General features: G+C 50.8%; 22 protein-coding genes and 1 riboswitch. Of the genes, 12 read left to right on the top strand and 10 right to left on the bottom strand.

The window, feature by feature from the left end; all coding sequences use genetic code 11:
* Positions 1–153: 153 nt before the first annotated feature.
* Positions 154–1038, bottom strand: a complete 885-nt coding sequence (locus tag HZ297_RS09275; protein ID WP_178863067.1) for an HDOD domain-containing protein — start codon at positions 1036–1038, stop codon at positions 154–156.
* Between the two features lie 159 nt (positions 1039–1197).
* Positions 1198–1306, top strand: a riboswitch (TPP riboswitch).
* Positions 1307–1384: 78 nt separating this feature from the next.
* On the opposite strand from HZ297_RS09275, the gene HZ297_RS09270 reads away from it, so the two are divergent.
* Genes HZ297_RS09270 through pnuC form a run of 3 tightly spaced genes read left to right on the top strand, consistent with a single transcriptional unit; the run spans position 1385 to position 4424 of the window.
* Complete coding sequence (locus tag HZ297_RS09270) at positions 1385–3496, top strand: TonB-dependent receptor (protein WP_178863066.1); 2112 nt, start codon at positions 1385–1387, stop codon at positions 3494–3496.
* 60 nt (positions 3497–3556) lie between these two features.
* Complete coding sequence (locus tag HZ297_RS09265; RefSeq protein ID WP_178863064.1) at positions 3557–3826, top strand: hypothetical protein; 270 nt, start codon at positions 3557–3559, stop codon at positions 3824–3826.
* A complete protein-coding gene (gene pnuC / locus HZ297_RS09260; RefSeq protein ID WP_178863062.1) occupies positions 3819–4424 on the top strand; it encodes a nicotinamide riboside transporter PnuC in 606 nt (201 codons plus the stop codon). The genes HZ297_RS09265 and pnuC overlap by 8 nt, the downstream gene beginning before the upstream one ends.
* Before the next feature lie 4 nt (positions 4425–4428).
* On the opposite strand, the gene HZ297_RS09255 is transcribed toward pnuC, so the two are convergent.
* On the bottom strand, positions 4429–5355 hold the full coding sequence (locus HZ297_RS09255) for a phosphotransferase (RefSeq protein ID WP_178863060.1): 927 nt from the start codon (positions 5353–5355) through the stop codon (positions 4429–4431).
* A 249-nt stretch (positions 5356–5604) separates the two neighbouring features.
* Between HZ297_RS09255 and HZ297_RS09250 the strand changes: the two genes are divergently transcribed.
* The 9 genes from HZ297_RS09250 (at position 5605) to HZ297_RS09210 (ending at position 13034) form a co-directional block, all read left to right on the top strand.
* On the top strand, positions 5605–6252 hold the full coding sequence (locus HZ297_RS09250; protein WP_178863058.1) for a protein-L-isoaspartate O-methyltransferase family protein: 648 nt from the start codon (positions 5605–5607) through the stop codon (positions 6250–6252).
* Between the two features lie 401 nt (positions 6253–6653).
* Positions 6654–8111 (top strand): c-type cytochrome, encoded by a 1458-nt coding sequence (locus HZ297_RS09245; RefSeq protein ID WP_178863056.1) that lies wholly within the window; start codon positions 6654–6656, stop codon positions 8109–8111.
* A complete protein-coding gene (locus tag HZ297_RS09240) occupies positions 8111–9358 on the top strand; it encodes a hypothetical protein (protein ID WP_178863054.1) in 1248 nt (415 codons plus the stop codon). The genes HZ297_RS09245 and HZ297_RS09240 overlap by 1 nt, the downstream gene beginning before the upstream one ends.
* A gap of 10 nt (positions 9359–9368) precedes the next feature.
* Positions 9369–9749, top strand: coding sequence for a c-type cytochrome (locus tag HZ297_RS09235; RefSeq protein ID WP_178863052.1), 381 nt, complete (start codon positions 9369–9371; stop codon positions 9747–9749).
* Positions 9746–11077 carry an NAD(P)/FAD-dependent oxidoreductase gene (locus HZ297_RS09230; protein ID WP_178863050.1) on the top strand — a complete coding sequence of 444 codons (1332 nt, stop codon included), beginning with the start codon at positions 9746–9748 and terminating at the stop codon, positions 11075–11077. Before HZ297_RS09235 ends, HZ297_RS09230 begins: the two co-directional genes overlap by 4 nt.
* Positions 11078–11100: 23 nt before the next feature.
* Positions 11101–11811, top strand: a complete 711-nt coding sequence (locus HZ297_RS09225) for a c-type cytochrome (RefSeq protein ID WP_178863048.1) — start codon at positions 11101–11103, stop codon at positions 11809–11811.
* A 175-nt stretch (positions 11812–11986) separates the two neighbouring features.
* A complete protein-coding gene (locus HZ297_RS09220; protein ID WP_178863046.1) occupies positions 11987–12268 on the top strand; it encodes a DUF3817 domain-containing protein in 282 nt (93 codons plus the stop codon).
* On the top strand, positions 12268–12705 hold the full coding sequence (locus HZ297_RS09215) for an acyl-CoA thioesterase (RefSeq protein ID WP_246261837.1): 438 nt from the start codon (positions 12268–12270) through the stop codon (positions 12703–12705). The genes HZ297_RS09220 and HZ297_RS09215 overlap by 1 nt, the downstream gene beginning before the upstream one ends.
* A complete protein-coding gene (locus HZ297_RS09210; RefSeq protein WP_178863044.1) occupies positions 12702–13034 on the top strand; it encodes a NifB/NifX family molybdenum-iron cluster-binding protein in 333 nt (110 codons plus the stop codon). The genes HZ297_RS09215 and HZ297_RS09210 overlap by 4 nt, the downstream gene beginning before the upstream one ends.
* A gap of 112 nt (positions 13035–13146) precedes the next feature.
* Here the strand turns inward: HZ297_RS09210 and katG are convergent, their stop codons facing one another.
* The 8 genes from katG to orn form a co-directional block, all read right to left on the bottom strand.
* Complete coding sequence (katG, locus tag HZ297_RS09205) at positions 13147–15324, bottom strand: catalase/peroxidase HPI (RefSeq protein WP_218644597.1); 2178 nt, start codon at positions 15322–15324, stop codon at positions 13147–13149.
* A 292-nt stretch (positions 15325–15616) separates the two neighbouring features.
* Positions 15617–16369, bottom strand: a complete 753-nt coding sequence (locus HZ297_RS09200; protein WP_178863040.1) for a DUF4395 family protein — start codon at positions 16367–16369, stop codon at positions 15617–15619.
* Between the two features lie 225 nt (positions 16370–16594).
* Positions 16595–17839, bottom strand: coding sequence for an L-lactate MFS transporter (locus tag HZ297_RS09195; protein WP_178863038.1), 1245 nt, complete (start codon positions 17837–17839; stop codon positions 16595–16597).
* Between the two features lie 192 nt (positions 17840–18031).
* Positions 18032–20614 (bottom strand): glycosyltransferase, encoded by a 2583-nt coding sequence (locus HZ297_RS09190; RefSeq protein WP_178863036.1) that lies wholly within the window; start codon positions 20612–20614, stop codon positions 18032–18034.
* Between the two features lie 359 nt (positions 20615–20973).
* Positions 20974–21990: a ketol-acid reductoisomerase gene (gene ilvC, locus HZ297_RS09185; RefSeq protein ID WP_178863034.1), complete on the bottom strand. Its 1017-nt coding sequence runs from the start codon at positions 21988–21990 to the stop codon at positions 20974–20976.
* A 113-nt stretch (positions 21991–22103) separates the two neighbouring features.
* Positions 22104–22595, bottom strand: coding sequence for an acetolactate synthase small subunit (ilvN, locus tag HZ297_RS09180; protein WP_178863032.1), 492 nt, complete (start codon positions 22593–22595; stop codon positions 22104–22106).
* 9 nt (positions 22596–22604) lie between these two features.
* The gene (locus tag HZ297_RS09175; RefSeq protein WP_343034800.1) at positions 22605–24308 is read right to left on the bottom strand and encodes an acetolactate synthase 3 large subunit; all 1704 of its coding nucleotides are present in this window, start codon (positions 24306–24308) and stop codon (positions 22605–22607) included.
* A 255-nt stretch (positions 24309–24563) separates the two neighbouring features.
* A complete protein-coding gene (orn, locus tag HZ297_RS09170) occupies positions 24564–25112 on the bottom strand; it encodes an oligoribonuclease (RefSeq protein ID WP_178863023.1) in 549 nt (182 codons plus the stop codon).

Genomic DNA, 25112 nt, shown 5'->3' with positions numbered 1-25112 from the left:
TTTGAAAATAATCTGTCTATTTTAGCATTTTCTTATCTTCGCATGTAAAGCTTACATTGATTAAATTGCGCTATCGTGTCGATAGCTTTTTCAGCGTCAATAAAAAACCCACCAGGCCGGGTGGGTTTTCTGCACATCGTTAATCGAACATCGCTAGATCATGCCGGCCTGTTCGGCAGTTTGATAGGCTTTCTGCAGCAACTCTTCATAACTATCCGCTGTCATGCCAAAATAATCCAAGGCATTCAGCACCCCTTCGGGCAACTGTTCACGATCTTCGTCACTCAAGTCCGCTACGCCGTTTTCCATCCCGAGACGAAATGCACCATCCTCGGCCATATAGATAAGATAGGCAAAATCCTTGAAGCGCTCATCCGCCCTCTCCGGCGAGTGATGGTTGGCCACCCCCATGATAACCCCCTGCGGGAACTTCCACTGCTGCAATAAACGCGCACTCATCATGGCGTGATTCGTACCATACACCTTCGTTTCAGCGGCAGGTAAAAGTGCGATATTGTAGTCCGTCTCGCGCATCACCTCGATGTACTTGTCACGATCTTCAACCGCCAACAGATAAATTCCCAAGTCGCGCATTAACCCGCCCAGAAAAGCCTCACCGGGGTTCACATGCACCACTTTCGCCAACGTCTGGGCTACAAAGGCGGCCAACAACGAGTTTTTCAAAAAGTGTTTTTCGCTAAAAGGAGGCTTTCTTTTAAAGGTCGTCTTATAGTTGATGGCGTGCGCCATCATGCGGACCTCTTGAGTCCCTATGCGCGTGACCGCCTCTTCCAACTCGGTGATTTCCCGCCCCATGTAATACTTGGCGGTATTCACCACACCAATCAAGCCGGCAACCAAGCGCGGATCCATCGCAATCAGCTGGACAATATCATCAATATGCACATCACCGTCACCCGCCAAAAGGCGCTCCAGCTTCATCAAAGCTTCAGGAAAATGCGGCAAATCATCCAGCGCCTTCAGACGCTCGATAATCTCTTTACTGACATTTGGCTTACTGCCCTGTGACTCAGACACAACGATCTACCTTATCAATTAAACGTCAAAACCGTATTAAGCTAATTTTCGTACAAACAATCACTTATTAAAAATTACGGTCAATTTTCGCACAAAAGTGCGATAAAATTTGCACAGTTTTTAAAATTGCACGCTCCAGAATCTGCGCACAAAACACAACCATATGCCCAGGGGTGGCCAAACGGCCTGAGATCTTCAACATCCAGGAAGAAACCCTTAGAACCTGATCCAGATAATACTGGCGGAGGGACAGGCAAAGAGAATGTCCGGCCCGTTTCTGTAAAAAGCAGAACCACAACCGCATCGCTCGACACTGTCCTTTTAGCCCCCTCTAAAAGGAAACAAAATGAAACCTACCGCGATGACACTGGCTATCGCCGCCGTTTTAACCGGCCTCAATGCACAAGCAGACGAACTCGAAACAATCACCGTCAACGCCGACCTGCGTCAGACCAAAGAACAAGACCTGCCCGCCAGCGCCGACATCAAAAACAGTGCAGACCTGCAAGACCAGGGCGCAATCCACTTTGACGACGTTCTGCTGAAAACGCCTAACGTCAATTATTCCGGCCAAAGTTCCCGCGCGCGTCACATTCAAATCCGCGGCATCGGTGAACGCGACGAATACACCGGCGCGCCTAACGCCAGCGTCGGATTTGCAATTGACGACATCGACTTTTCCGGCATCGGCATGGCGGGCAACCTGTTTGACGTCAAACAGGTGGAAGTCTTGCGCGGCCCACAGAATACTCGCTACGGCCAGAGCGCCATTGCCGGCCTGATCAATATTCAAACCAATGACCCGACCGATTACCGTGAAAACATGATCGAAACCACACTCGGCCAGGATCAACTTAAAGAATTCGGTTTCATGACCAGCGGCCCCGTCAGCTCTGAAAAAAATGCGGCGCAATACCGCATCGCGCTTTTCAAACACGATAGCGATGGTTTCCGCACCAACGAAACACTTGACCGCACCGACACCAACGGGCGCGACGAACTGACCGTGCGCGGTAAATTGCGTCTATTCCCGAACGAACACACCACGGTGGATGTCTCCCTCATTCACGCTGACCTCAATAATGGCTACGACGCCTGGTCGCGCGACAACAGCTTTACCACCCTTTCGGATCAACCGGGCAAAGACACACAACTGTCCAATGCGGGATCAGTCAAAGTCGAATGGAATGGCAACCAAAATTATACGCTCAATAGCAAAACATCTATGGCAAATACAGACGCCGTGTATGCATACGATGGTGACTGGTTGGCAGACAGCGGCAAAACAGTAGGCACTTACCATAATGATCAGCAGCGTCAGACTATTAGCCAAGATTTTCGTTTTATATCGAAAAACAAAATATTCCAAGGCACTACCGACTGGGTAGCCGGACTCTACTTATCAAACCTGCATGAAGCGAACAACCGCACCGAACGCTATAATTACACTCTTTATAGCGACATCTATAACACCGATGCGGGCAGCCGCTTCGATCATCAAAAAATCGCGGCTTATGGCCAGCTTGATCAAGCAATCACAACTAAAACGATTTTGCGCTACAGTCTCAGAATAGAGCGCAACCAACAGAACTTCGATCTAAACACCCGTAAAACGGGGTATGACACCAGCTATGGCGGAGGCGCCTTTGACTACACGCTTACTGACCACTTCAATCCGGTAGAAACTTTATGGGGCGGCTCTATTCACTATATTCATAAATATAACGACGCCCACACAGCATTTGCAGGCTTGACTAGAGGCTACAAGACCGGAGGCTTTAATGCTGCACTAAGCTCAACTCAGTATGTTAAATTCGACTCAGAGACCCTCTACAACTATGAAATCGGCCTAAAGTCGAATTACAAAGAGTACGGCTTGCAAACTGCGACAACATTTTTTTACATGGATCGTCACAACCCACAATTTGACGGATACAGCTATGAACCGGGTGGTTATGAATGGGTTTTCTTTACAGAAAACTTGGATGTCGCACATAACTATGGCGTGGAAACCGAAATCAACTGGCAAGCAAATAAACAGTGGAACTTACATGCAGCAATCGGCTTACTCCAAACTCGCATCGAAGGAACACCCGTCAACAGTGCCTTTACCATCAATAATCGTGACCAAGCCCATGCTCCGAATTATCAAATCAATCTGGGTGGAAAATACCGCAGCCCAAATGGTTTCTACGCTGAATCAAACATCACGGCAATCGACGAGTTTTATTTTGACAATGTGAACAATTTTAAATCAAAAGCATACCATCTTATCGATGCGCGTCTAGGATACGAAACCAAAGACTACGATATCTATTTATGGGGCAAAAACCTTACCGATGAACGCTATGCCACGCGCGGATTCGAATTTGACCAATATGATGGCGACGGAACCCAGCAATACATCCGCCTTGGCGACCCTCGTCAATTTGGCGTCACCGCACGAATTTACTTTTAATTTTTTCTGCGCATAAAAAGGAAACGGCCCGATTATGCGCATTTCATAAAGGACAATAAGATGAGAGTTTCCATCGACATCAGCATGTATCCGCTACAGGAAGAATACTGCCAACCCATTCTGGACTTTATTGACCGCATTGGTCAAAATCCACATTTAAAAATAGAGCGCAACAGCATGAGTACCCAGGTTTTCGGAGAGTATCGCACTGTCATGGCAGAACTAAATGAAGAAATACTGATCGCACTTGAGAAGCTGCCTCAAACGGTATTTGTACTCAAACTCATCGGCACCGACCGTTCCAGAGCAGTCATTGACGCCTGTGAGTGACACCTTCTGGATACAGCTGACTGAGTCAGCCCTTCGGCTTTCCGGGTGGGAAGTGCTTGCCACTACACTGGGAATTCTGTACGTCATCCTCGCCGCCAAAGAGTCCTACTGGTGCTGGCCGGCGGCGTTTGCCAGCACCTTGATCTACACCTTTCTTTTCTGGGAAGGGCAGCTGCCGATGCAATCGCTGCTCAACGCCTATTATCTGTTGATGGCGGTCTATGGCTTTATCAGCTGGCGGAAACACAGCGATGCAAAACAGGACTTGAGAATTTCCAACAGGCCGGGTCGTTTTCACCTACTGCTGATTAGCGCGGGACTCGTACTGACGTGGATTGCGGGTTACTATCTGCAACACCAGACCGAATCGCAACTCCCTTACCTGGATGCATTTGTGACGGTTTTTTCGATTATCACCACGGCATTGATGGCGCGCAAAATTCTCGAAAACTGGCTCTACTGGTTGGTTATAGACAGCGCCGCGATTGCGCTTTACTGGCAGACAGGGTTTTACGTGACGATTGTCATGTTCAGCCTGTATTTGATTCTATCGGTCGTCGGCTATCTGAAATGGCGCCAAAAGCTCCGCACTCAATGACAAATCAGGCGCCAAATCGGGTGGGATGCATTAACCAACGCTGCAAGGATGTTTCGCCCAGCACATGCATGACAAACAACAACAGACGGTAAACCGTGCGTACCGCATCGAGATGCGCCAGCTGACTGGCCTTTTCATAATGCTGTTTAAAGTATTCCGCGCCCTCTTCATCAAGCAGATACTCCAACAACACCCACTCCAACTCCGGCGCCCCCCAAACCAACGCATCCAAATCGATCAATGCCGTCGGCCTGTCATTTTCAAAGAGGAATTGATCCCAGCGCAAATCCGGCATAATCGGAACAAACTCAACTTCATGGCGTGAATAATATCGCTTGAATGCCAAAATTGCTGCGTCATAAGGTGTCAGGTCGATTCCCTGGCTCTCTGCCAGCATTTCCAAAGTGGCGAGAACACGTTCAGACCACTGCTCCCGCGGCAGAGAAGCGCAATACAAGGGACCAAAGCGTGAGGAGCGCTGCGAATGCAATGCCTTGATATGTGCCGATAACGAGCGTACCGCCTCATTCGACACCGGCTGTGAACAACCAGGTTGCCCATCGAGCCTCTGTGTCAAAAACCAGCCCCCATAACCGTTTTGCGCCGATGCCGCCTCCAGCAGCGCCGGCACCTGCAAAGGCGACCAATCCGCCGCCTTGGCATACACCTCTTTATATGACGCCATGCTCTGCGGTAACGAAAAATCGAAGATGCCAGCCATCCCCTGCCAGAAAGATGAACCGGCGATTTGCTCGGGCACACACACCTTCAACACCCCCCATTGATTCCATGCGGGCCAAAACGCTTGCCACAGTAAGTGCGTACTGTCAGTAAAGTTTTTTTGCACGAGAGACAGGTGTTCCACCGTGGCAATGGCATCCGTATTATCCGCCGGAGACAACAAAGAAAGAAAAGTAGCTGGTTGTTTCATGCGCCTATCTTAACAAATCTACGCGATTTGACCGTTTAAAAAATAAAGCGCTGGCCATGATATACTTCCGTACCCCCTATTGCGGCTTGAGCCTTGTTCATGCGAAAAGGCTATCCTTTAACAGCCGTTTTTAGCTATAATGCCGGGCTGAATATTAATCCTGTAAACAAGCCGACTTACGCCGCTCCAACAAGGATGAAACTCCGTCGCCGCTTGTAACCCAGCACCAAACAGTGAGAGGAACCTGTTATGAATTTTGATCAAGCCCGCTTTTTCATGGTTGAACAGCAAATTCGTCCATGGGATATTCTTGACCAAAAAGTTCTGGATCTGTTTCTAGAAATTCCGCGCCATGAGTTTGTGGAAGAGGCCTACCAGGCCCTGGCCTACAGTGACATCGAGCTGCCTATCGGTGAAAACGAAGCGATGATGGCGCCTAAAATCGAAGCTAGACTTTTACAAGCCCTCGACATCGATGAAACGGACAGCGTTTTGGAAATCGGCACCGGCAGCGGCTTCCTGACGGCCATTATGGCCAGCTTGGGTCAAACTGTCACCACTGTTGAACTGCACCCCGGCCTGCAGGAAAAAGCCAAAGCCCGCTTGCAAAAATACGAAAATATCGATTTTCAGATCGGCGATGCCAGTCAGGACTGGAACGACGGCAAACAATACGACGTGATTGTGCTGACCGGTGCCGTGGCGGAAGTTCCACAAGCCTATAAAGAGAAGTTAAATCTAGGCGGCCGCCTGGCGGTAATCAGCGGCAAGGCTCCTGCGATGACAGCGCAGGTTCTGACACGAATCAGCGCCAGCGAATGGGAAGTAGAAAGCCTGTTTGAAACCGAACTGAAATACCTGGATCACGCTGAGGCAAAACCGGCCTTTCAGCTTTAAGTTTTTTATCCCGTTACAAAACCTTGGCGGCAGCCTGCTCTGTCGCCAGTCATTCGGCTCACGCTCACTTAAGCCCCATCAAATACGCACTAAAAGACTCCGTCACTTGAATCAGCAACATCGCAGCGACCAACCTTTTCACCGCTTTTTTCAACCGCCTTTCATCAAAAATTAACATTAATTAATTTATTTGCGCTTTTATTTAGTAAATATTCGTAATACTCTTTAAGATAATCCTAAGGGATAGCGCATCCATAACCATTTCTTTCTGACCTATAAATTTTTTTATACTGGGATCAATAAAACATTTTGAATTCCAATCTCGCGCAATCTTTTTAGAATACCCTTTAAATAAGCTTAGCTTATATGTCATAAACTACACTAATTACAAGGAAATTCATATGGACTTGATTAGCCTTTACCCCACCTGGTATGAACCAATGGTTGGTTCCGGCTGGGTAGTTGCGCTGATTGCAACTTTCCATGTGCTCGCCTCTCACACCTCCGTGGGTGCGGCGTTGCTCTTCGCTTATCTCTCCCACAAAGCTTACCGCGAAGATCGTGAAGATCTTTTGGACTTCATCAAGAAGTATGGTCTGTTTTTACTGGTATTCACCTATGTTGCCGGTTCCATTACAGGTCCTGGCATCTGGTATTCGACAACCGTCGCCAGCCCTAACGGTATCGGCGCCCTGATTCACTCCTTCGTATGGAAGTGGGCCACGGAATGGGTCTTCTTCGTTATCGAAGTCGTCGGCGTCTATATGATTGTTTATCTGGTAGGCCGTGTTGACAAAAAAACCCACATGAAAATCTCGGTGATTTTCGGTATGGCCTCATTGGCAACGATGGTGATTATCGTCGGTATCCTGTCATTCATGATGCTGCCAGGTAAGGAAGCTTGGTTTGAAGAAGGCGGTTATCTGAACGGCTTCTACGGCACCAATACCTTTATTCAGCTGGGTATGCGTATGGCATTCATGTTCACCATGACAGCGGTTGTGGGTGGCATTGTTGTTGCCGGCATCAAAGATCCGGCTTTCAAGAAGGAAATGGCGCGCAAACTGGGTTGGTTGGGGATTATCTCCACCCTAATCGGTGCGGCAATGTTCCAATGGTATCTGACATCGGTACCATCACAAGCGCTATTGGTAATGGAAAACCGTCTGCCTGACTACTTCGTACCGAGCATTATGGCGGTATTGGCGGGCACTCTGGCTTACTTCATTATCACTATGTTGCGTCCGCAGGTGCTGGTGCAAGGTTTTGCCGGCGCTATGACGGTCATTATTCTAGTGGCTGGTTTGTGGCCCGAAGAGACCGCGCGTGAATCGATGCGTAAGCCATATGTTGCGGGTCAGTACGTCTACTCCAACCAGGTCATTGCGCGCGATGTACCGGGAATGGATATTCAGTCGCAACTGCCAACCATCGAAAAAGTCGGCATCTTGAAAGCGCACCCTTTCACGCCTGAACACCTACGTGAAGTGAATGACGGCAATATGATCCAAACCGGTGAATTCATTGCCATGACTTACTGCTCAAACTGTCACTCACCGAGTGAAACGGGGATTCGTCCGCTACACCGTTACTTCCCTGACAACATCACCCAAGAGCGTATGGAGAAATACGTCAAAGGGGTACTGACCACCGGTAATATCGCCTATATGCCGAAAATGCCGATGATTGACAGTGAAGTTAAAGCCCTTTCCGCTTACCTGCTGTTGAACAACCAAGGTGGCAGCGAAGCGGTTAAAGTGGCCATTCAAGAAGAAGTTGCGACTCGCGATCGTGCCTTGGCTGAAAAACAGGCCAGCGACAAGGTAGCCGCCCTATCTCTGCCACAGGAGGTGAAATAATGGATGCTCAACAAATCGCTCAGGTCACTGAGATGATGTACGCCCTGCGTAACCCCGCAGGGATTCCGACCTACCCGATCATTTTCATCGGGTTGGGAGTCTTAACCTTTGCTCTGCATATTCTGTTTGTACAGCTGATGCTGGGCACATCCGCCATTGCTATCTTTGGCGCATTTAACAACAACAGCTACTGGCGCCGCCTGGGTTCTGCCATGTTGGAAATCTCCAAAGTGTCGGTCTCCGTTGCCATCGTAGTCGGGGTTGCCCCTCTGCTGTTTGTACAAGTTATCTATGATCCACACTGGTACACCTCTAACGTGCTGTCAGCGTTCTGGGTTATCGCCTTTATCGTCATTCTGATTCTGGCTTACTGGGCAATGTACTACTTCTACTTTGTAAACAGCAAAAACAAAGACAAAACGGTGCAGCCTAAAGCACGCTGGTCGATCCTGTTAAGCATCGCCCTCATGCTGGTGGTGGGTTTCATTATGCACAGCCTGACTTCCGCCATGCTGCATCCGGAACAATGGAAAGAGTGGTTTGTTCCAAACGGCGTAGCCGACTATTCGGGCAGCAAACTGCATGCATACAACCTATGGCGCTTTGCATTCTTTATCAGCATGGCGATTCCAGTTACTGGTGCCATGCTGGTCACTTACCGCCGCTTTAAGTCGGTGCGTGAAGATGCCGACCACGCCTACCTGAACTGGGCCTCGGAAGTGGGTAAAAAGTGGATCAAAGTCGGTTCCGTCATCTCAGCGGTTCTATATGTGGCTTGGATGATGACGCTTCCAGAAACAGCAGGTAACTTTGCAACCTCTTTCTGGGGTATCGCAGGTGGCGTTGCAGTAATCGCTTTTGCGCTGTGGGCACAGATCCGTCTACAGGGCGAAGCCAAACTGTGCAGCTACATGGCTCTGCCAATGGCGCTGGTGATCGGTCTGGTAGTGGCGATTTCGCGTGAGATGTTGCGTTACGGCATCATTAACGACACCTTCCACTATGATTTCATGGACTACAAGATCGTTATGGACTGGTACTCAACTGGCCTGTTCTTCCTGACCTTTGCGATTGTCGGTGGTAGCGTCTTGTCCTACTTCTTGACAATTGCCTGGAAAACCGGACAAACCGTCGGTGTTTACACGCCAAGTCCTCTGGTCAACAAAATGGGTACTATCGCTATCTGGATTGTTGCCCTGTGGTTGGTGCAGTTCTTTGTCGTTGGTTTCTATATCTGGGCTAAATAAGGAGTACCGCATGAAATTACGTAATTTGATTCTTTCTGCCGGATTCCTGGCCATGGCGCAAAATGCTTCGGCCGAAATCATGGCCAGCGGCAGTGCCATGGCCTGGCAGTGTGCTCCCTGCCACGGCACCAATGGCCAAGAATTTGTCGAAGCCATGCCACCACTGGCGGGAATGCCTGCTAAACAGTTTATCGACGCCATGATCGCCTACCGCGAAGGCACCCGCCCTGCGATCATTATGGATCGCGTGGCGCGCGGCTTTACCGATGAAGAAATTAAAGCCATGGCTTACTGGTTTGAAAAACAACCCGTCAAGCAATGGGAAAACACAAGTCTGAACGAAGCCTTGGAGGCTGATGCAACAGCCCGTTCGACAGGAGGTCAACAATGAGCCAACTCGAAAATAAACAATTTGACAGCAAGATCACCCGTCGCGACCTGATCAAACTCTTCGGCGCTACCGCCGTAGCGGGCACCGGTATTTTTGGTGCCAGCCAACAGGCCTACGCTAAATCGGCGGCCCATGTCGTTGTACTGGGTGGCGGTGTCGGTGGTGCTACTTTGGCAAAATATCTGCGCTTTGCCGATCCAGATGTCAAAATCACCATCATCGAGCAGTACCCAGAATACATCACGTGTCTACGCAGTAACGACGTGATTATCGGCATGCACACCTTGGATGAACTGACATTCAATTTGGACACCATCAAAAACAAATACAACGTGAATGTGGTTATCGACACGGTCATCGGTGCGGATTTTGACAAGAAAACCGTTCGGACCGCAAAAGGTGATACCTTCAGCTACGACAAACTCGTCGTCTCTCCGGGGATTGATTTCCGCTTCGAAGACTATGAGGGATATGACGCAACACTTGCCGAAGGCGCCTTCCCGCACGCTTACAAAGCCGGACCGCAAACACTGGAACTGCGTCGTCAGTTACTCGCCCTGCCGCAAGGCGGCACGGCGATTATTGCCACGCCGCAAAATCCGTTCCGCTGCCCTCCGGGACCTTATGAGCGTGCCTCGTTCTTTGCTGAGTATTTCAAAGAACATAACCCTACTGCCAAACTACTGGTGCTGGACCCTAAAGACCGCTTCACCAAAGACGTGCCTTTCAAGAAAGCCTGGGAACGTCTTTACGGTTACAAATCGGATAACTCTCTGATTGAATGGGTCTCCGGTTCGGAAGGGGGACGCGTACTGCGTCTGGACGCCAAAAACATGACCGTGGAAACCGAAGGCGGCAGTTACAAGGCTGATCTGATCAACATCATCCCCAACCAGCGTGCCGGTAAACTGGCGCAGATCATCGGTTTGACCGACAGTTCCGGATGGTGCCCGATTCAGCGTGACACCATGGAATCGGCTCTGCATAAAGAAGTCTACGTGCTAGGCGACAGTAGCATTGCCGATGAAATGCCAAAATCCGGTTACTCGGCCAATTCACAGGCTAAAGTCTGCGCCCAAGCCATTGCCGACGCCCTCAAAGGCAACGCACCCGGCAAAGCCATCTATTCCAATGTCTGTTATAGCTTGGCCGGCCAGAATTATGGCGTATCCATTGCAGCCATCTACGAGGTACGTGATGGCCGTATTGTGGCCAAAGGCAAATCCGCCGGCGTTTCGCCCATCACCGACAAACCTGCTCAGCCGATTCTGGAAGCCGTTTACCAGAAAAACTGGCAGCGTGAATTTGTCAAAGATGTCTTTTCTTGATCGCCGTGGTGGAGGAACCGAGTATGTTTAAACAAACCCTTTTAGCCGCCGCCCTCATCGGGATGAGCGGTGTCGCCTTGGCCGGCCATGACGCCAAGCCCGACGCAAACCCCTGGAGTAATTTCGCTCTGGAAAATCAACTAAGAGCTATGCCGGCCGGCGATGTGACGCGTGGTCAGCAGATTCACGAACAGATGATGTGTAATGCCTGTCACGGTGAAAAAGGCGAGTCGCCTTCGCGCAACTATGCTTCGCTCAATGGCCAAACCACGGACTACACCATCAAAATGATGTTGGATTACCGTGACGGCCGTCGTTGGGAGGATTACAAGCAGGCCGAAATCATGGTGAAAATCGCCCAGGCAATGGACGATCAGCAGATTGCCGATGTCGCCGCGTTTTACGCCTCCAACCCGGTAACCACCTGGTCGTACAGCCAGGCGTTGAGTCCGGAGGATCACGCACATGCCGATCGTCTGGTGCGCAAAGGTGATGTTAATCGCATGATTACGCCTTGCGCCTCCTGCCACGGCATGCATGGTGAAGGCAACAGCGTTACTCCGGCTCTGGCGGGTCAGGTGCCCGAATATTTCGTGCGTACCATGAAAGCCTACCAGGGACATCATCGCAATAACGACGTGAACGCAGGCATGTCCCAATTCACCCACGATTTAACGGATGCGGAGATTGATGCACTGGCTCAATACTACGCCTCCCTAAACCGTAAACCATAAGGAGTCTGCCATGACTGGAATTAAAGCCATTATTTGGGGATTGATCCTCACGTTTGGTTCGGTTGCTCTGATGTGGTGGTTGAGCACACTGACTGTCGTATCACTGTAAGTACACCGTGCACAAAGCCTCTCACAATCGCGATTGTGGGAGGCTTTTCTATTTATAGGACACAAAATGAAGTTATTACGTCTTTTTTCCATACTGGAAGGCAGCTCCTTGCTGCTCCTGCTGTTTATTGCGGTGCCGCTTAAGCGCTTGCTCGACCTGCCCGAAGCGGTTTCGATCATCGGCCCGATTCACGGCGCGCTTTTCATCACTTTCAATGTGTTGCTGCTGTGGGGATTGATGAGCTCTCGCCTGAATGCCAATCAAACCCTGTTGGGTTTTATCGCCTCGCTGATCCCCTTTGGCAGTTTTATCTACAAAGCCAAAGTATTAAACAAGGCAGACGCATAATGCCAAGCACCGCCCATCCCTTGATTATGGAGGCGCGCGATCATGAATGCGATATTCAGGGCGTGGTCAATAACGCCCATTACCAGCACTATTTTGAACATGCCAGACACCGCTTTCTGCTTGAAAACGGCATCGACTTTGCCGCTTTAGCCAGACAAGGCATCAATCTGATGGTGTCCAAAATCGAAATCGAATACCTGCATTCGATCAAAGCGCACGACCGTTTTTACATTACGGTCGAAGTCAGCGCGCTGAGCAAACTGCGCTACCAATTTGTGCAACACATCTTTAAAGCAGGTTCGGATACCTTGCTGGCGACCGCCAAAACCACCGTCGTCACGGTGGATGCCATGCAAAAACCGCTACGCCGTTCCCCGCTTGCCCAACTTATCGCGAAACACATCGCCAACCGGTTCAGTCAAGGAGAGACAACATGACAACGCTTCTGAAAATCGCCATGACGAGCCCCAACGGACATACGCTTTCCGGCCATGCCGGCAAATGTCCCGGATATTTAATCTTTGAAATCGCAGACGGTCAAATCGTGCGCCAACACCACGTCAAATTAAACCGCGAACAAACCTTGCGCCACCTTGAAGGCGGTTTATCACACCATCCCGAACATCCGTTACACGGCATCAACGCCTTCATGACACAAGGGCTGGGTGACGGCTTGCTGCAACGCCTGCAACAGGACAATATCGCCGTTTACCAGACAGCCGCAGAAGACCCGATCAGCGCCCTTAAGCAACTGAACTTGCTTTAAAACGGATAGCCTACCCGGCCTGTTGAGTTTTTACGGCCCGATTTTTTCAGGCTTGCAAAAACAAAAAAGCCAGCATACAGCTGGCTTTGTAAGGCTTACAAGCGGTTATGAATCAAGCCAGATCGAATCGATCGGCGTTCATCACTTTCACCCAGGCATGCACGAAGTCTTTGACGAACTTCTGCTGATTGTCATCTTGCGCATAGACTTCCGCGTAGGCGCGCAGTACGGAGTTGGAGCCGAATACCAAGTCAACGCGGGTGGCCGTCCATTTCACCGCCCCCGTTTGACGGTCGCGGATTTCATAAAGGTTCTCACCCACCGGATGCCAGGTATTCGCCATATCAGTCAGATTAACGAAGAAATCGTTGCTCAACACGCCGACACGCTCGGTAAACACACCGTGTTCAGTGGCACCGTGATTGGTGCCCAGCACACGCATGCCGCCCACCAGCGCGGTCATTTCCGGTGCGGTTAGCCCCATCAGCTGAGCGCGATCCAACATCATCTCTTCCGGCGAAACCACATAATCCGCTTTCAACCAGTTGCGGAACGCATCGTGCAATGGCTCCAGGTATTCAAACGATTCAACGTCCGTCATCTGCTGCGTGGCATCGCCGCGTCCCGCAGCAAACGGCACAGTTAGCTTTACCCCGGCTTCATTGGCGGCTTTTTCAACTGCGGCGCTACCGCCGAGTACGATTAAATCCGCCATGCTCACGGGTTTGTGCAGATCCGCCCGGATGCCTTCCAAAACCCCCAGCACTTTTTGCAGGCGCTCAGGCTCGTTACCCAACCAATCTTTCTGCGGTGCCAGACGGATGCGCGCGCCGTTGGCGCCACCGCGCATATCCGAACCGCGGTAAGTGCGCGCACTGTCCCAGGCGGTGGCTACCAATTCGGCTATCGTGAGTCCGCTTGTGAGTATTTTGGTTTTTAAATCGATAATTTCCGCATCGCTTAGCGTGTAATCGACCTTGGGTATAGGGTCTTGCCAAATCAGGTCTTCAGCCGGAACATCGGCGCCCAGATAACGCGACTTCGGCCCTAAATCGCGGTGCGTCAGCTTGAACCAGGCACGCGCAAAGACGTCGGAGAAGTAATCCGGATTCTCGTAAAACTTCTTGGAGATCTCACGGTAAATCGGATCCTTAATCATCGCCATATCAGCGTCGGTCATAATCGGGTTGTAGCGTTTGCTCGGGTCTTCCACATCCACCGGCTTGTCTTCTTCCCTAATATTGACCGGCTCCCACTGATGGGCGCCGGCCGGTGATTTTTTCAGCTCCCAATCATAGTTGAACAGCAGGTAAAAATAACCGTTGTCCCACTGCGTCGGGTGCGTGGTCCAAGCCCCTTCGATACCGCTGGACACGGTGTTGCGGCCAATGCCCCGGCGGGTATGGTTATTCCATCCCAGCCCCTGCTCTTCAATGTCGGCCGCTTCCGGAACCGGACCCAACTCTGCTGCATTGCCGTTCCCGTGACATTTCCCCACTGTGTGACCGCCGGCGGTCAAGGCGACCGTTTCCTCGTCGTTCATCGCCATGCGTTTGAAGGTAACGCGCACGTCTTGCGCTGTTTTCAAAGGATCAGGCTGACCGTCCACCCCTTCTGGATTCACATAGATCAAACCCATCATAACGGCGGCTAGCGGGTTTTCCAGATCGCGCTCGCCGGAGTAGCGGCTGCCTTCGCTACCGGATGGCGCCAGCCACTCTTTTTCAGAACCCCAGTAGATATCCTTTTCCGGATGCCAGATGTCTTCGCGTCCGCCGCCAAAACCGAAGGTTTTCAGGCCCATCGACTCATACGCCATATTGCCGGCCAGAATCATCAAATCGGCCCAGGAAATCTTGTTGCCGTATTTCTTTTTGATCGGCCACAGCAGACGGCGTGCTTTATCGAGGTTAACGTTGTCCGGCCAGCTGTTCAAGGGGGCAAAACGCTGATTACCGGTACCCGCACCGCCACGACCATCGGCTACCCGGTAAGAACCCGCCGAGTGCCAGGCCATGCGGATCATCAGGCCGCCGTAATGCCCCCAATCGGCCGGCCACCACGCCTGAGAGTCGGTCATCAAGGCTTTCAGATCGTTTTTAAGCGCTTCCAGATCGAGCTTCTTGAACTCCTCGGCGTAATTGAAGCCCCGGTCCATCGGGTTGGTTTTGGTGTCGTGCTGATGCAGAATATCCAGATTAAGCGCGTTCGGCCACCAGTCCATCACTGACGATTTGGCCTCCGTGTTCGCCCCGTGCATCACCGGGCATTTACCTGCTGAGTGTGTCATGTCATATCTCCTCGGATCACGTCTAAAGGCTTGCATAAGCCTCTAGCTAGGTATAAGTCCTTAGAGTTCGTTTTACCAATAAATTAAACTGAAGCTATTGATAGTTTTTAACAATATTGATGAGCGCGCTCGACCTCACCCGCGCTGTTTGGCGGGATAGCCGGCTGTTGACCCTCCCATTGACACGCAGGCGCTCTGCCTGCCCACCTCTTCATTTTTTTTGATAGGGACATCCGCCCATTTAATTAATCCGGCACAACGCCGCTTTCCGCAGACCCGGCCTGTTGAATTTTTATTCGCGACTTTTTCGCAAGCCCGCTTCCAGGGCTTTACGCTCTTCCATCCAGCGTTTCTCGTCAAAATCGACATTCATGCAGTCGTAGCAATGCTCTTTGAAAATCCCGATCTTGGCGAGCATCCAATGCAGCTTGCAGCCCAGGCAAAACCCGAATACCGCTTCCAGCCACATCAGCAGAAAACACACCCCCACCAGCAAGGGGATAAAATCGGGCATCCAGTTGGCATCGGTGGGCAATAGCTGGCTGGCAACCAGCCCGTTGATAAAGCGCGCCGCCGTGTCGGGATTAAAAAACAGTAAGCAAGAGACAATCAGCGTGGCGCCGATCGACCAGGCAAAACGCTTGGGTTTTAAGGGTTCCCATTTAGGGCGGATATGGCGTGTCAACAAGGTCGCCAGATGGATCGTGGGCGACAAATAGGCGGTTTTGGTAAACATCCCGGCCAACATCTCAAACAGGCCGTAGAGCAACACCAGGCTGGGAACCGTGTAGTCGAAAGCGGTGCGAAACGCCTGCACATTGAAAATCGTGCGCAACTCATCGGTCATATCAAACGTTTCTTCCGCAAACGTATTGGGTACTACTGTCCAGGTCGGCGCCAGCACCGTCGTAAAGAGCACAATCACCATATAAATCGGCAAAATCAACATCAGGCCGGCACGCATCTGCACCGCATATCTGTTAATAAACACCACCTCTTCGGATTGGTCTCTAAACCATAAATGCTTGAAATGATAACGCCACATTGCTCTTACCTCTGCTCATTTAATAGGTGTCATGTGCCTATAGCATAAGAAGTGTAGCGGTCATTATCAATCAGTACATACCCTAAAAATACTTAGGCCGGATAAAAGGATATTATTAAACGCTTATAAACGGCTCTCAAAACAAAAAAGCCAGCAAGAAGCTGGCTTAAACAAACGCGTTTTGAAACGTCTTAAAAATGAACAGGGCGGGTAGGCTTCTCCGTTTTAGGAAACAAGCCCCTGCTTTTTCTGAATCGATTTGATGTTAATCAACATGGCAATCGAGATCAGCAACGCCACCACAAAGAAGCCTGAGAACACATACAAGGTTTCCGCATAAGAACCGGTAGCGTCCTTCACCATCGAAATAATCAGCGGCCCTACCAGACCGGCCGCGGCCCAGGCGGTGAGCACATAGCCATGAATCGCGCCCAGTTCCTTGGTGCCGAAAATATCGCCGATATAAGCCGGCAATGAAGCAAACCCGCCGCCGTAACAGGACATAATGAAATACAAAATCACTTGGAAAATAATGATTTCGGTAATCGACGGCAACGCATAAAACGCAACGGCCTGGGTCGCAAAGAAAATGATGTAAACGACGGGTCTCGTCAAATAATCAGACAGCGATGCCCAGAAAATACGCCCGGCGCCATTGAAAATCCCCATCAGACCCACTGCCGCCGCCGCGACCAGTGCCGACACCCCAAGCACCTCCTGCAACAACGGCGATGCCACGCCGATGATCGCAATCCCGCAGGTCACGTTAATGAACAGCATCAGCCATAAACCATAGAAACGCGGGGTTTTAACGGCTTCATGCACCCCCAGCATCGCCAGGTCTTGTTTGATGGTTTTGTGGCCGGCTTCCACCTTTTTCTTGAAGCCTTCAGGCAAGTAGCCCTCTTCCGGTTTTTCCAGATACAAAGCCGATGCAAACATAATCACAAAATAGGCCGCGCCTAGAATGATAAAGGTTGAAGCGACACCCACTTCGGAAATCAGAACCTTGATGGTCGGCCCCCACACGGCGGAAGCGAAACCGAATCCCATGATCGCCAAACCGGTCGCCATGCCGCGCTTATCCGGGAACCATTTGACCAGTGTGGAAACCGGGGCGATATAGCCGATCCCCAGACCACAGCCACCCAATACGCCATAGAAAAAATAGAGCAGCATTTTGGATTCCATCAGGATCGCAAGACCTGACCCGATAGTGCCCAAACCAAACAGCACGGCGGCAATAATCGCGGAGGCTTTCGGGCCGTTTCTTTCAACAAACTTGCCCATTAACGCGGCGGACAACCCCAAAAAGAAAATCGCGATACTGAATGCAATCGTTACATCCGTTAAGGTCCAATTCATCTCGGCCTTGATCGGATTAACGTAGACACTCCACGCATAGACCGAGCCGATACAGATATGCACCCCCACAGCCGCCAAGGCCATCAACCATCTATTTTTTCCCATTTGAATCCCCCTCTAAAAACTTCTCGTAAAGCAAACTGAAATTAAACCATAACAATATCGTGGATAAGTTTGCCCATGTCTACAAGCAACCGCGATTATCAAATTCAATAATTCTTACACCCTTATAAAAGGAAATAAAACGCGGCACGCCATCTGTATCAATCGTTTACCCGCCCTAGAAAGCTTCTGCCTCTAATCGGCCTTGAAACCGATCCACGCCCCCGATAACCTGGGCATGGCGCTGATAACCGACAGGACCAACGAAGCAAAATACGGCAAAGACTGCACCAGCAGCACGCCCAGCCACCAATTCACCTCTAAGGTTTCAAAGCCGAAATTCAGATAGAGTGCGATGGCACAGGCAACCAGCATCATAGCCATCAGTGCCTCTTCGTAGGCATCTATCAAGGCCTGCCAAAGACTATGGCTGTCTGCCAGTTTCGGCGTGCGCAGAAACGGCATTTTCCGACCTATAAACAGTCCGTAAAGCACCGCTTTGGCAATCGTGTGCGACAAGGCCAAACCGGCCGTAGCCGCCGCCACCGCCGTGCCGAAACGTGCGCCGACATGCCCCATATACAGCACCATCATCTTGCTGATTTTAAAACCGAAAAAGAAGATCGGGATCAGCGCCAGTTTCCAGTCGGGCGCATTGTAGTGGATCGGATCATACAGCATCAGCAGAGTCCAAACGATGGCCAGCAGCGTGAAGAGGTAGTTAAAACCGTCCGCAATCCACGGCAACCAGCCGGCAAAAAAGTGATAACGCTGCCCGGGTTTCAGCTTGGTCTTTTTCCAATCCAAAAAGGCCGCGGCGTGTTCGCGCAAAATCTGCATGGCACCATAAGCCCAGCGGTAGCGTTGTTTTTTATAATCGATGTAGGTATCCGGCATCAGCCCCTTGCCGAAACTCCGCTCGCTATAGACCGCCGAATAGCCGTTCTCGAAAATACGTAACCCCAGTTCAGCGTCTTCGGTAATGGTCGTTTCGCCCCAACCGCCGACCTCCTCAAGCACACCTCTGCGCACCATGGTCATGGTGCCGTGCTGAATGATCGCATTGCGTTCGTTTCGTGTGACCATGCCGATATGGAAAAACCCCTTATATTCCGCATAGCACATCGCCTTGAAGGCGTTCTGGTGGTAATCGGAATAGTCTTGCGGCGCTTGCACGATGGCGACCTGCGGCTCTTTGAACTGCCCCACCATTCGCTGCAACCAGTCGGGTCTGACAACATAATCGCTGTCGATAACGGCAATCACCTCTGCACGCTCGTCGGTTCGCGCCAAGGCATAATTCAAAGCGCCGGCTTTAAAACCGCTCAAAGGGGCCACATGATAAAAGCGGAAACGTTCGCCCAACTCCTGACAGTAAGCCTCAACCGGCCGCCATACCGTTTCGTCGCGCGTATTGTTGTCGATGACCAAGACTTCGAAACACGGATAATCCAGCTGGCTCAACGCATAAAGCGTCTCTTTCATCATCTCCGGCGGCTCGTTGTAGGCCGGCACATGAATCGACACAAACGGATGTTCACCCTCAGCCAAAGGCATCTCAACCAAGGGGCGGCGGCGCTGCTTAAACCAGATCGCCTCCGCCCATTCGTGCGCCTCGGCGAGAATGACCAAAATCACCCCCACCACACCCAACAGCAACAAGACGCCGACCACCACGCCGATCCAGGTATGGTACTCCTGCGAATAGTCGTAAATCAGCCAGATCATCAGCGAGGAAATCGCAAACGCCAGAAACGCCAAAAAACTGCGGCCACGCTTGCGTAAGGCGCCGCTGTCGATCAGCAGAAAGGTGATTAACACCACCGCCAGAATGGCCGAGGCGGCTGCCAGAAAGTGCCACTGCGGCAGGGCGATAATCGGCGTTTGCTGCTCAAACTTGAGCTTGCGGTTGACATCGTAAAGCCCCCAGTGACCGCCGACACTGCCTTCAATCGCGCTTTTCCAGGGCTGGTCGAACGCTTCCATCATGTAAAACACATAACCTTCCGCCTTGGCGCGATGGATAAAACGACGCATAAAAATCGCCTGATTGGCACGCGAAGCCACCGCCTGTTTAATCGTTCGACCTTTGCTTGGCCAGCCCACCTCGGTAATCACAATCGGTTTATTCGGAAAGGCCGCCTTCAACAGATTCATCTTAGCGACGATGTAATCAACCGCGTCCTTTAAGGCGACCCCCTCCCAGAAAGGCAGCATATGCACGGCGATGTAATCCACTTGTTCAGCCAGCTCGGGGTGCTTCATCCAGACATGCCAAGGTTCAGCCGTGCTCACCGGCACTTTCACCTGCTGACGCACCTGCTGCAACCACGCGATCAGCTCAGCTTCGTTGAGATCCTCGCGCAGCAGCACTTCGTTACCGACCAGCGCACGCACGATGTTGTAAGGCGGCTCTTCAATGAGCTGAATTAACGTCTCTACTTCACGTTGATTCTTAACCTGATCCTTATCCAGCCAGGCTCCCAAGGCGATATTGATTTTGTACGGATAGGCCAACGCCGGAATTTCCCCGAACACGCCGTCCACGGTGTAGGTACGTATCGCGTCGGCTTTGCCGGACAACAACTTCAAATCCTGCTCTATCTGTTCTGGTGTCGGAAATTTATTGAGAAAAGGACTCTGGTCTTTCTGATAGGGCGAAAAGGCGAACCCGGGAATGTCATCTGGCCAGGCCGGCTCTTCAATCGGCTGATTGAAGTACGCGTAGGTACCAAACACAATAGAAATAAACAGCGCGACGACCGAAATGATGTGCATGACACCTCCAAAAAATGGCCCCTACTAATGAGCGGATTCTAGCATAAAACCCTTTAAGCCATATTCATGCTCTACGCAGTATCTCACGGAGATTTTCAAACATAAAGGCCGAAGGATTGCTGACCCGGCCTGTTCAGAATTTTCGCAGGCATTTTTGCTGCGTTCACGAGGCAACCAACAAAGTGCGTAAATAGCAAAAACAGCCTATAAAAACAAAAAAACCGGCATAAAGCCGGTTCTTTAACACTCGTTTTTTAGGAGGCGTTTTTTCTGAGTTCGCGGCGGAAGTTGGCGACGTTTACAAATGGTAAACGAGCCAACTTCCAACAAAGAAATCAGGAAAATAAGCCCCTAAAAAATTAGTTTTTCTCTTTGTCTACGATTTTGTTCGCCGCAATCCAAGGCATCATCGCACGCAGTTTGTTACCGACGACTTCGATACCGTGTTCAGCGTTTTGACGGCGCTTGGCAGTCATTGAAGGATAGTTTGTCTGACCTTCAAGGATGAACTGCTTAGCGTATTCGCCAGACTGGATGTTAGCCAGGGCTTCGCGCATCGCTTTGCGAGATTCTTCGTTGATAACGCGAGGACCAGTGACATATTCACCGTATTCAGCGTTGTTAGAGATAGAGTAGTTCATGTTGGCGATACCGCCTTCGAACATCAAGTCAACGATCAGTTTCAACTCGTGCAAACATTCGAAGTAAGCCATTTCAGGTGCATAACCTGCTTCAACCAACGTATCGAAACCGGCCTTAACCAGTTCAACCGCACCACCGCACAGAACCGCTTGTTCACCGAACAGGTCAGTTTCACACTCTTCACGGAAAGTGGTTTCGATGATACCGGTACGGCCACCGCCTACACCCGAAGCGTAAGACAATGCGATCTGCTTAGCGTTACCAGAAGCGTCCTGGTGAACCGCGATCAAATCTGGAATACCGCCGCCGCGCACGAATTCAGAACGTACTGTATGACCAGGCGCTTTAGGCGCGATCATGATAACGTCCAGGTCTTTGCGTGGTTCGATTTGGTTGTAAATGATAGAGAAACCGTGTGCAAACGCCAACGTAGCGCCTTGCTTGATGTTTGGTTCGATCTCTTCTTTGTACAGTTTTGACTGGAACTCGTCAGGCGTCAGAATCATCACCACGTCAGCGTTCGCAACAGCGGTTGCAACGTCAGCGGTTTTCAGGCCGTAACCTTCGGCTTTCTTGATAGAAGAAGAACCGGCACGCAGACCAACCGTTACATCCACACCCGAATCTTTCAGGTTAGCGGCATGCGCGTGACCTTGAGAACCGAAACCGATGATGGCTACTTTTTTGCCCTGGATGATGGATAGGTCACAATCCTTATCGTAATAAACTTGCATTACTCTATTCCTTAATAGTCGTTAAATAATCGTTAGTTTTGAATTCGATAGCGCATGCCCGAAGGCATGCCCATAATTACCTGCAATAATGGCGGGAATTATCCATTAAGCCCTTACAGGTGTAAACATTTTTCGCCGCGCATCACACCGACCGTACCGGAACGCACGGTTTCCAGAATCAGGCCGGCATCGATCGTCTGAATGAACGCGTCCAGCTTCTTGCTTTCACCCACCATCTGAATGGTATAGGTGGTGGAAGTCACGTCGACAATGTCGCCACGGAAGATATCCGCCAAGCGTTTGAACTCCTCGCGCATCTCGCCGGTCGCAGACAGTTTGATCAACATCAGCTCGCGCTCGATATGCGAACCCTCGGTCAAGTCCAATACCTTAACCACGTCGATCAGACGGTTCAGGTGTTTGACGATCTGCTCGATCTGCTGATCCGTACCCGATGTCACCAATGTCAAACGCGACAAAGATTCGTCTTCGGTCGGCGCCACCGTCAGTGCATGGATGTTATAACCACGCGCAGAAAACAGACCCGCCACACGAGATAGCGCGCCGGATTCGTTTTCCATCAACATTGAAATCACATGTTTCATCGCCGTCTCCTATACCAAAATCATTTCGTTCAGACCTGCACCGGCCGGAATCATCGGATAGACGTTCTCCTGCTGGTCGGTAATGATGTCGATAAAGACAAAACGATCTTTGTATTTGTCGGAGAAAGCGTCTGCCAACTGCTCTTTCAGACGTTTCGGATCTTCAATACGCATGCCCACATGCCCGTAAGCCTCGGCCAGTTTGACAAAGTCAGGCAACGAGTCCATATAAGACATCGAATAACGACGCTCATAGAAGAACTCCTGCCACTGACGCACCATGCCCAGGAAGCCGTTGTTCAGACAGACTACCTTGACCGGCAATCCGTACTGCATACAGGTTGAAAGTTCCTGAATATTCATCTGAATGGAACCTTCACCGGTCACACACACTACGGTCGCATCCGGATGCGCCATCTGCGCGCCCATCGCGGCCGGCAGACCGAAGCCCATGGTGCCCAAACCACCCGAGTTCAACCAACGACGCGGCTTGTTGAACCTGTAGTATTGCGCCGCATACATCTGGTGCTGGCCCACGTCCGATGCCACATAGGCGTCACCGTTGGTCACTTCCCACAAGGCTTCAACCGCGGCTTGCGGCTTGATCTTGGCGCCCAGCGTGTCGTAACGCAGGCAGTTGGTTGAACGCCACTGTTCGATCTGTTCCCACCACTCTGCCAGCGCCTTCTCGTCCGGTTTCTGTTCGGTCTTGTCCAAAATGCTCAGCATTTCCGTCAGCACCTGCTTCACCGGCCCGACAATCGGCACATCGACGATGACGTTCTTCGAAATCGACGCCGGGTCGATATCCACGTGGATAATCTTCGCATCCGGACAGAACTTCTCCAGGTTACCGGTAACACGGTCATCAAAACGCGCGCCGATGGCGATAATCACATCACTGTGATGCATCGACAGGTTCGCTTCGTAAGTTCCGTGCATCCCCAACATCCCCACAAACTGCTTGTCATCGGCCGGATAAGACCCCAAGCCCATCAGCGTGTTGGTAATCGGATAACCCAGTTTTCTCGCCAGTTGCGTCAATTCTTCCGAAGCGTCACCCAACACGACACCGCCACCGGTGTACAGAATCGGGCGTTTGGCTGAAAGCATCAACTCCACCGCTTTCTTAATCTGACCGCTATGACCTTTCGTCACAGGTAGATAGGAGCGCATCTCAACTTCTTGCGGATATTCATAGGTGCTTTTGGCGTTTTGGACATCTTTTGGAATGTCAACGACAACCGGGCCGGGTCGGCCGGTCGTAGCGAGATGGAACGCTTTTTTGAGCGTAATCGCCAGTTCGCTGACATCCTTGACCAAGAAGTTGTGTTTTACGATTGGTCTTGTAATCCCGACCGTGTCGATCTCCTGGAATGCATCCAAACCAATCAGTGCGGTTGGCACCTGACCGGTGATACACACCATCGGGATCGAATCCATATAGGCAGTCGCAATACCGGTAACAGCATTGGTCGCCCCCGGACCGGAGGTTACAAGAACCACTCCTGGTTTACCTGTAGAGCGCGCATAGCCGTCCGCAGCGTGAACTGCAGCTTGTTCATGACGCACTAAAATATGGTTCAATTTTTGGGCGTCTGTATCCAGGGCATCATAGATAGGCAGAACTGCACCACCCGGATAACCCCATATATGCTCTACTCCCTCGTCTTCGAGATATTTAACGAAGATTTGGGCACCAGTCATTTCCACAACAATGGTCCTCCATAAAAACCCGATAAATCAAAGACTTCAAAAAGCTTTGTAAAAACAACCATTAAGAAGCTTAATTATCAAGCATAAACGTTTTCAAAAACCGTCCAGGATAATGGACGGTAAAGGGAGCAATTATATAAGACTTTGCTGTACTTTAGAACTCCAAGCGGCTGTTTTTTAGCCCAAATTCGGCATTTTTCCGTTTTTGGTCAAAAACCAGCAACCGCTTGAAAACAATGAGGTGACGATCAATCAGATGCCGTCTTTGAAGAGGTGTTCGCGATAATGCTTCAGCTCGCCGATGGATTCCATAATATCGGCCATGGCCAAATGCGAACCGCTTTTTTTGAAGCCTTGATAAACAGTCGGCGCCCAACGCACCGCCAGTTCTTTAAGCGTGCTGACATCCAGATTGCGGTAATGGAAGAACGCTTCCAGTTCCGGCATCTGCTCCACCAAGAAACGACGGTCCTGACAGATACTGTTGCCGCACATCGGGGATTTTCCTTTCGGTACATACTGACTCAGGAACTCGATGGTTTGCAATTCGGCGTCACGCATGGAAATGGCGCTCTCCTTGATGCGCTGCGTCAATCCCGAATTGCCGTGGGTGGTGGTACACCACTCATCCATTTTATCCAGATCTGCCTGTGCCGTCTGAATGGCAATCACCGGCCCTTCCGCCAACACATTCAATTCGCTATCGGTCACCACCGTGGCGATTTCAATAATGCGGTGCTCTTTCGGTTCCAAGCCCGTCATTTCAAGGTCAATCCAAATTAAATTCTTATCCGACTTCAT

The sequence above is a fragment of the Thiomicrorhabdus cannonii genome, from assembly GCF_013391695.1.
In the GTDB taxonomy this organism is placed as follows: domain Bacteria; phylum Pseudomonadota; class Gammaproteobacteria; order Thiomicrospirales; family Thiomicrospiraceae; genus Thiomicrorhabdus; species Thiomicrorhabdus cannonii.
This window is presented reverse-complemented; position numbering and strand designations above follow the sequence as displayed.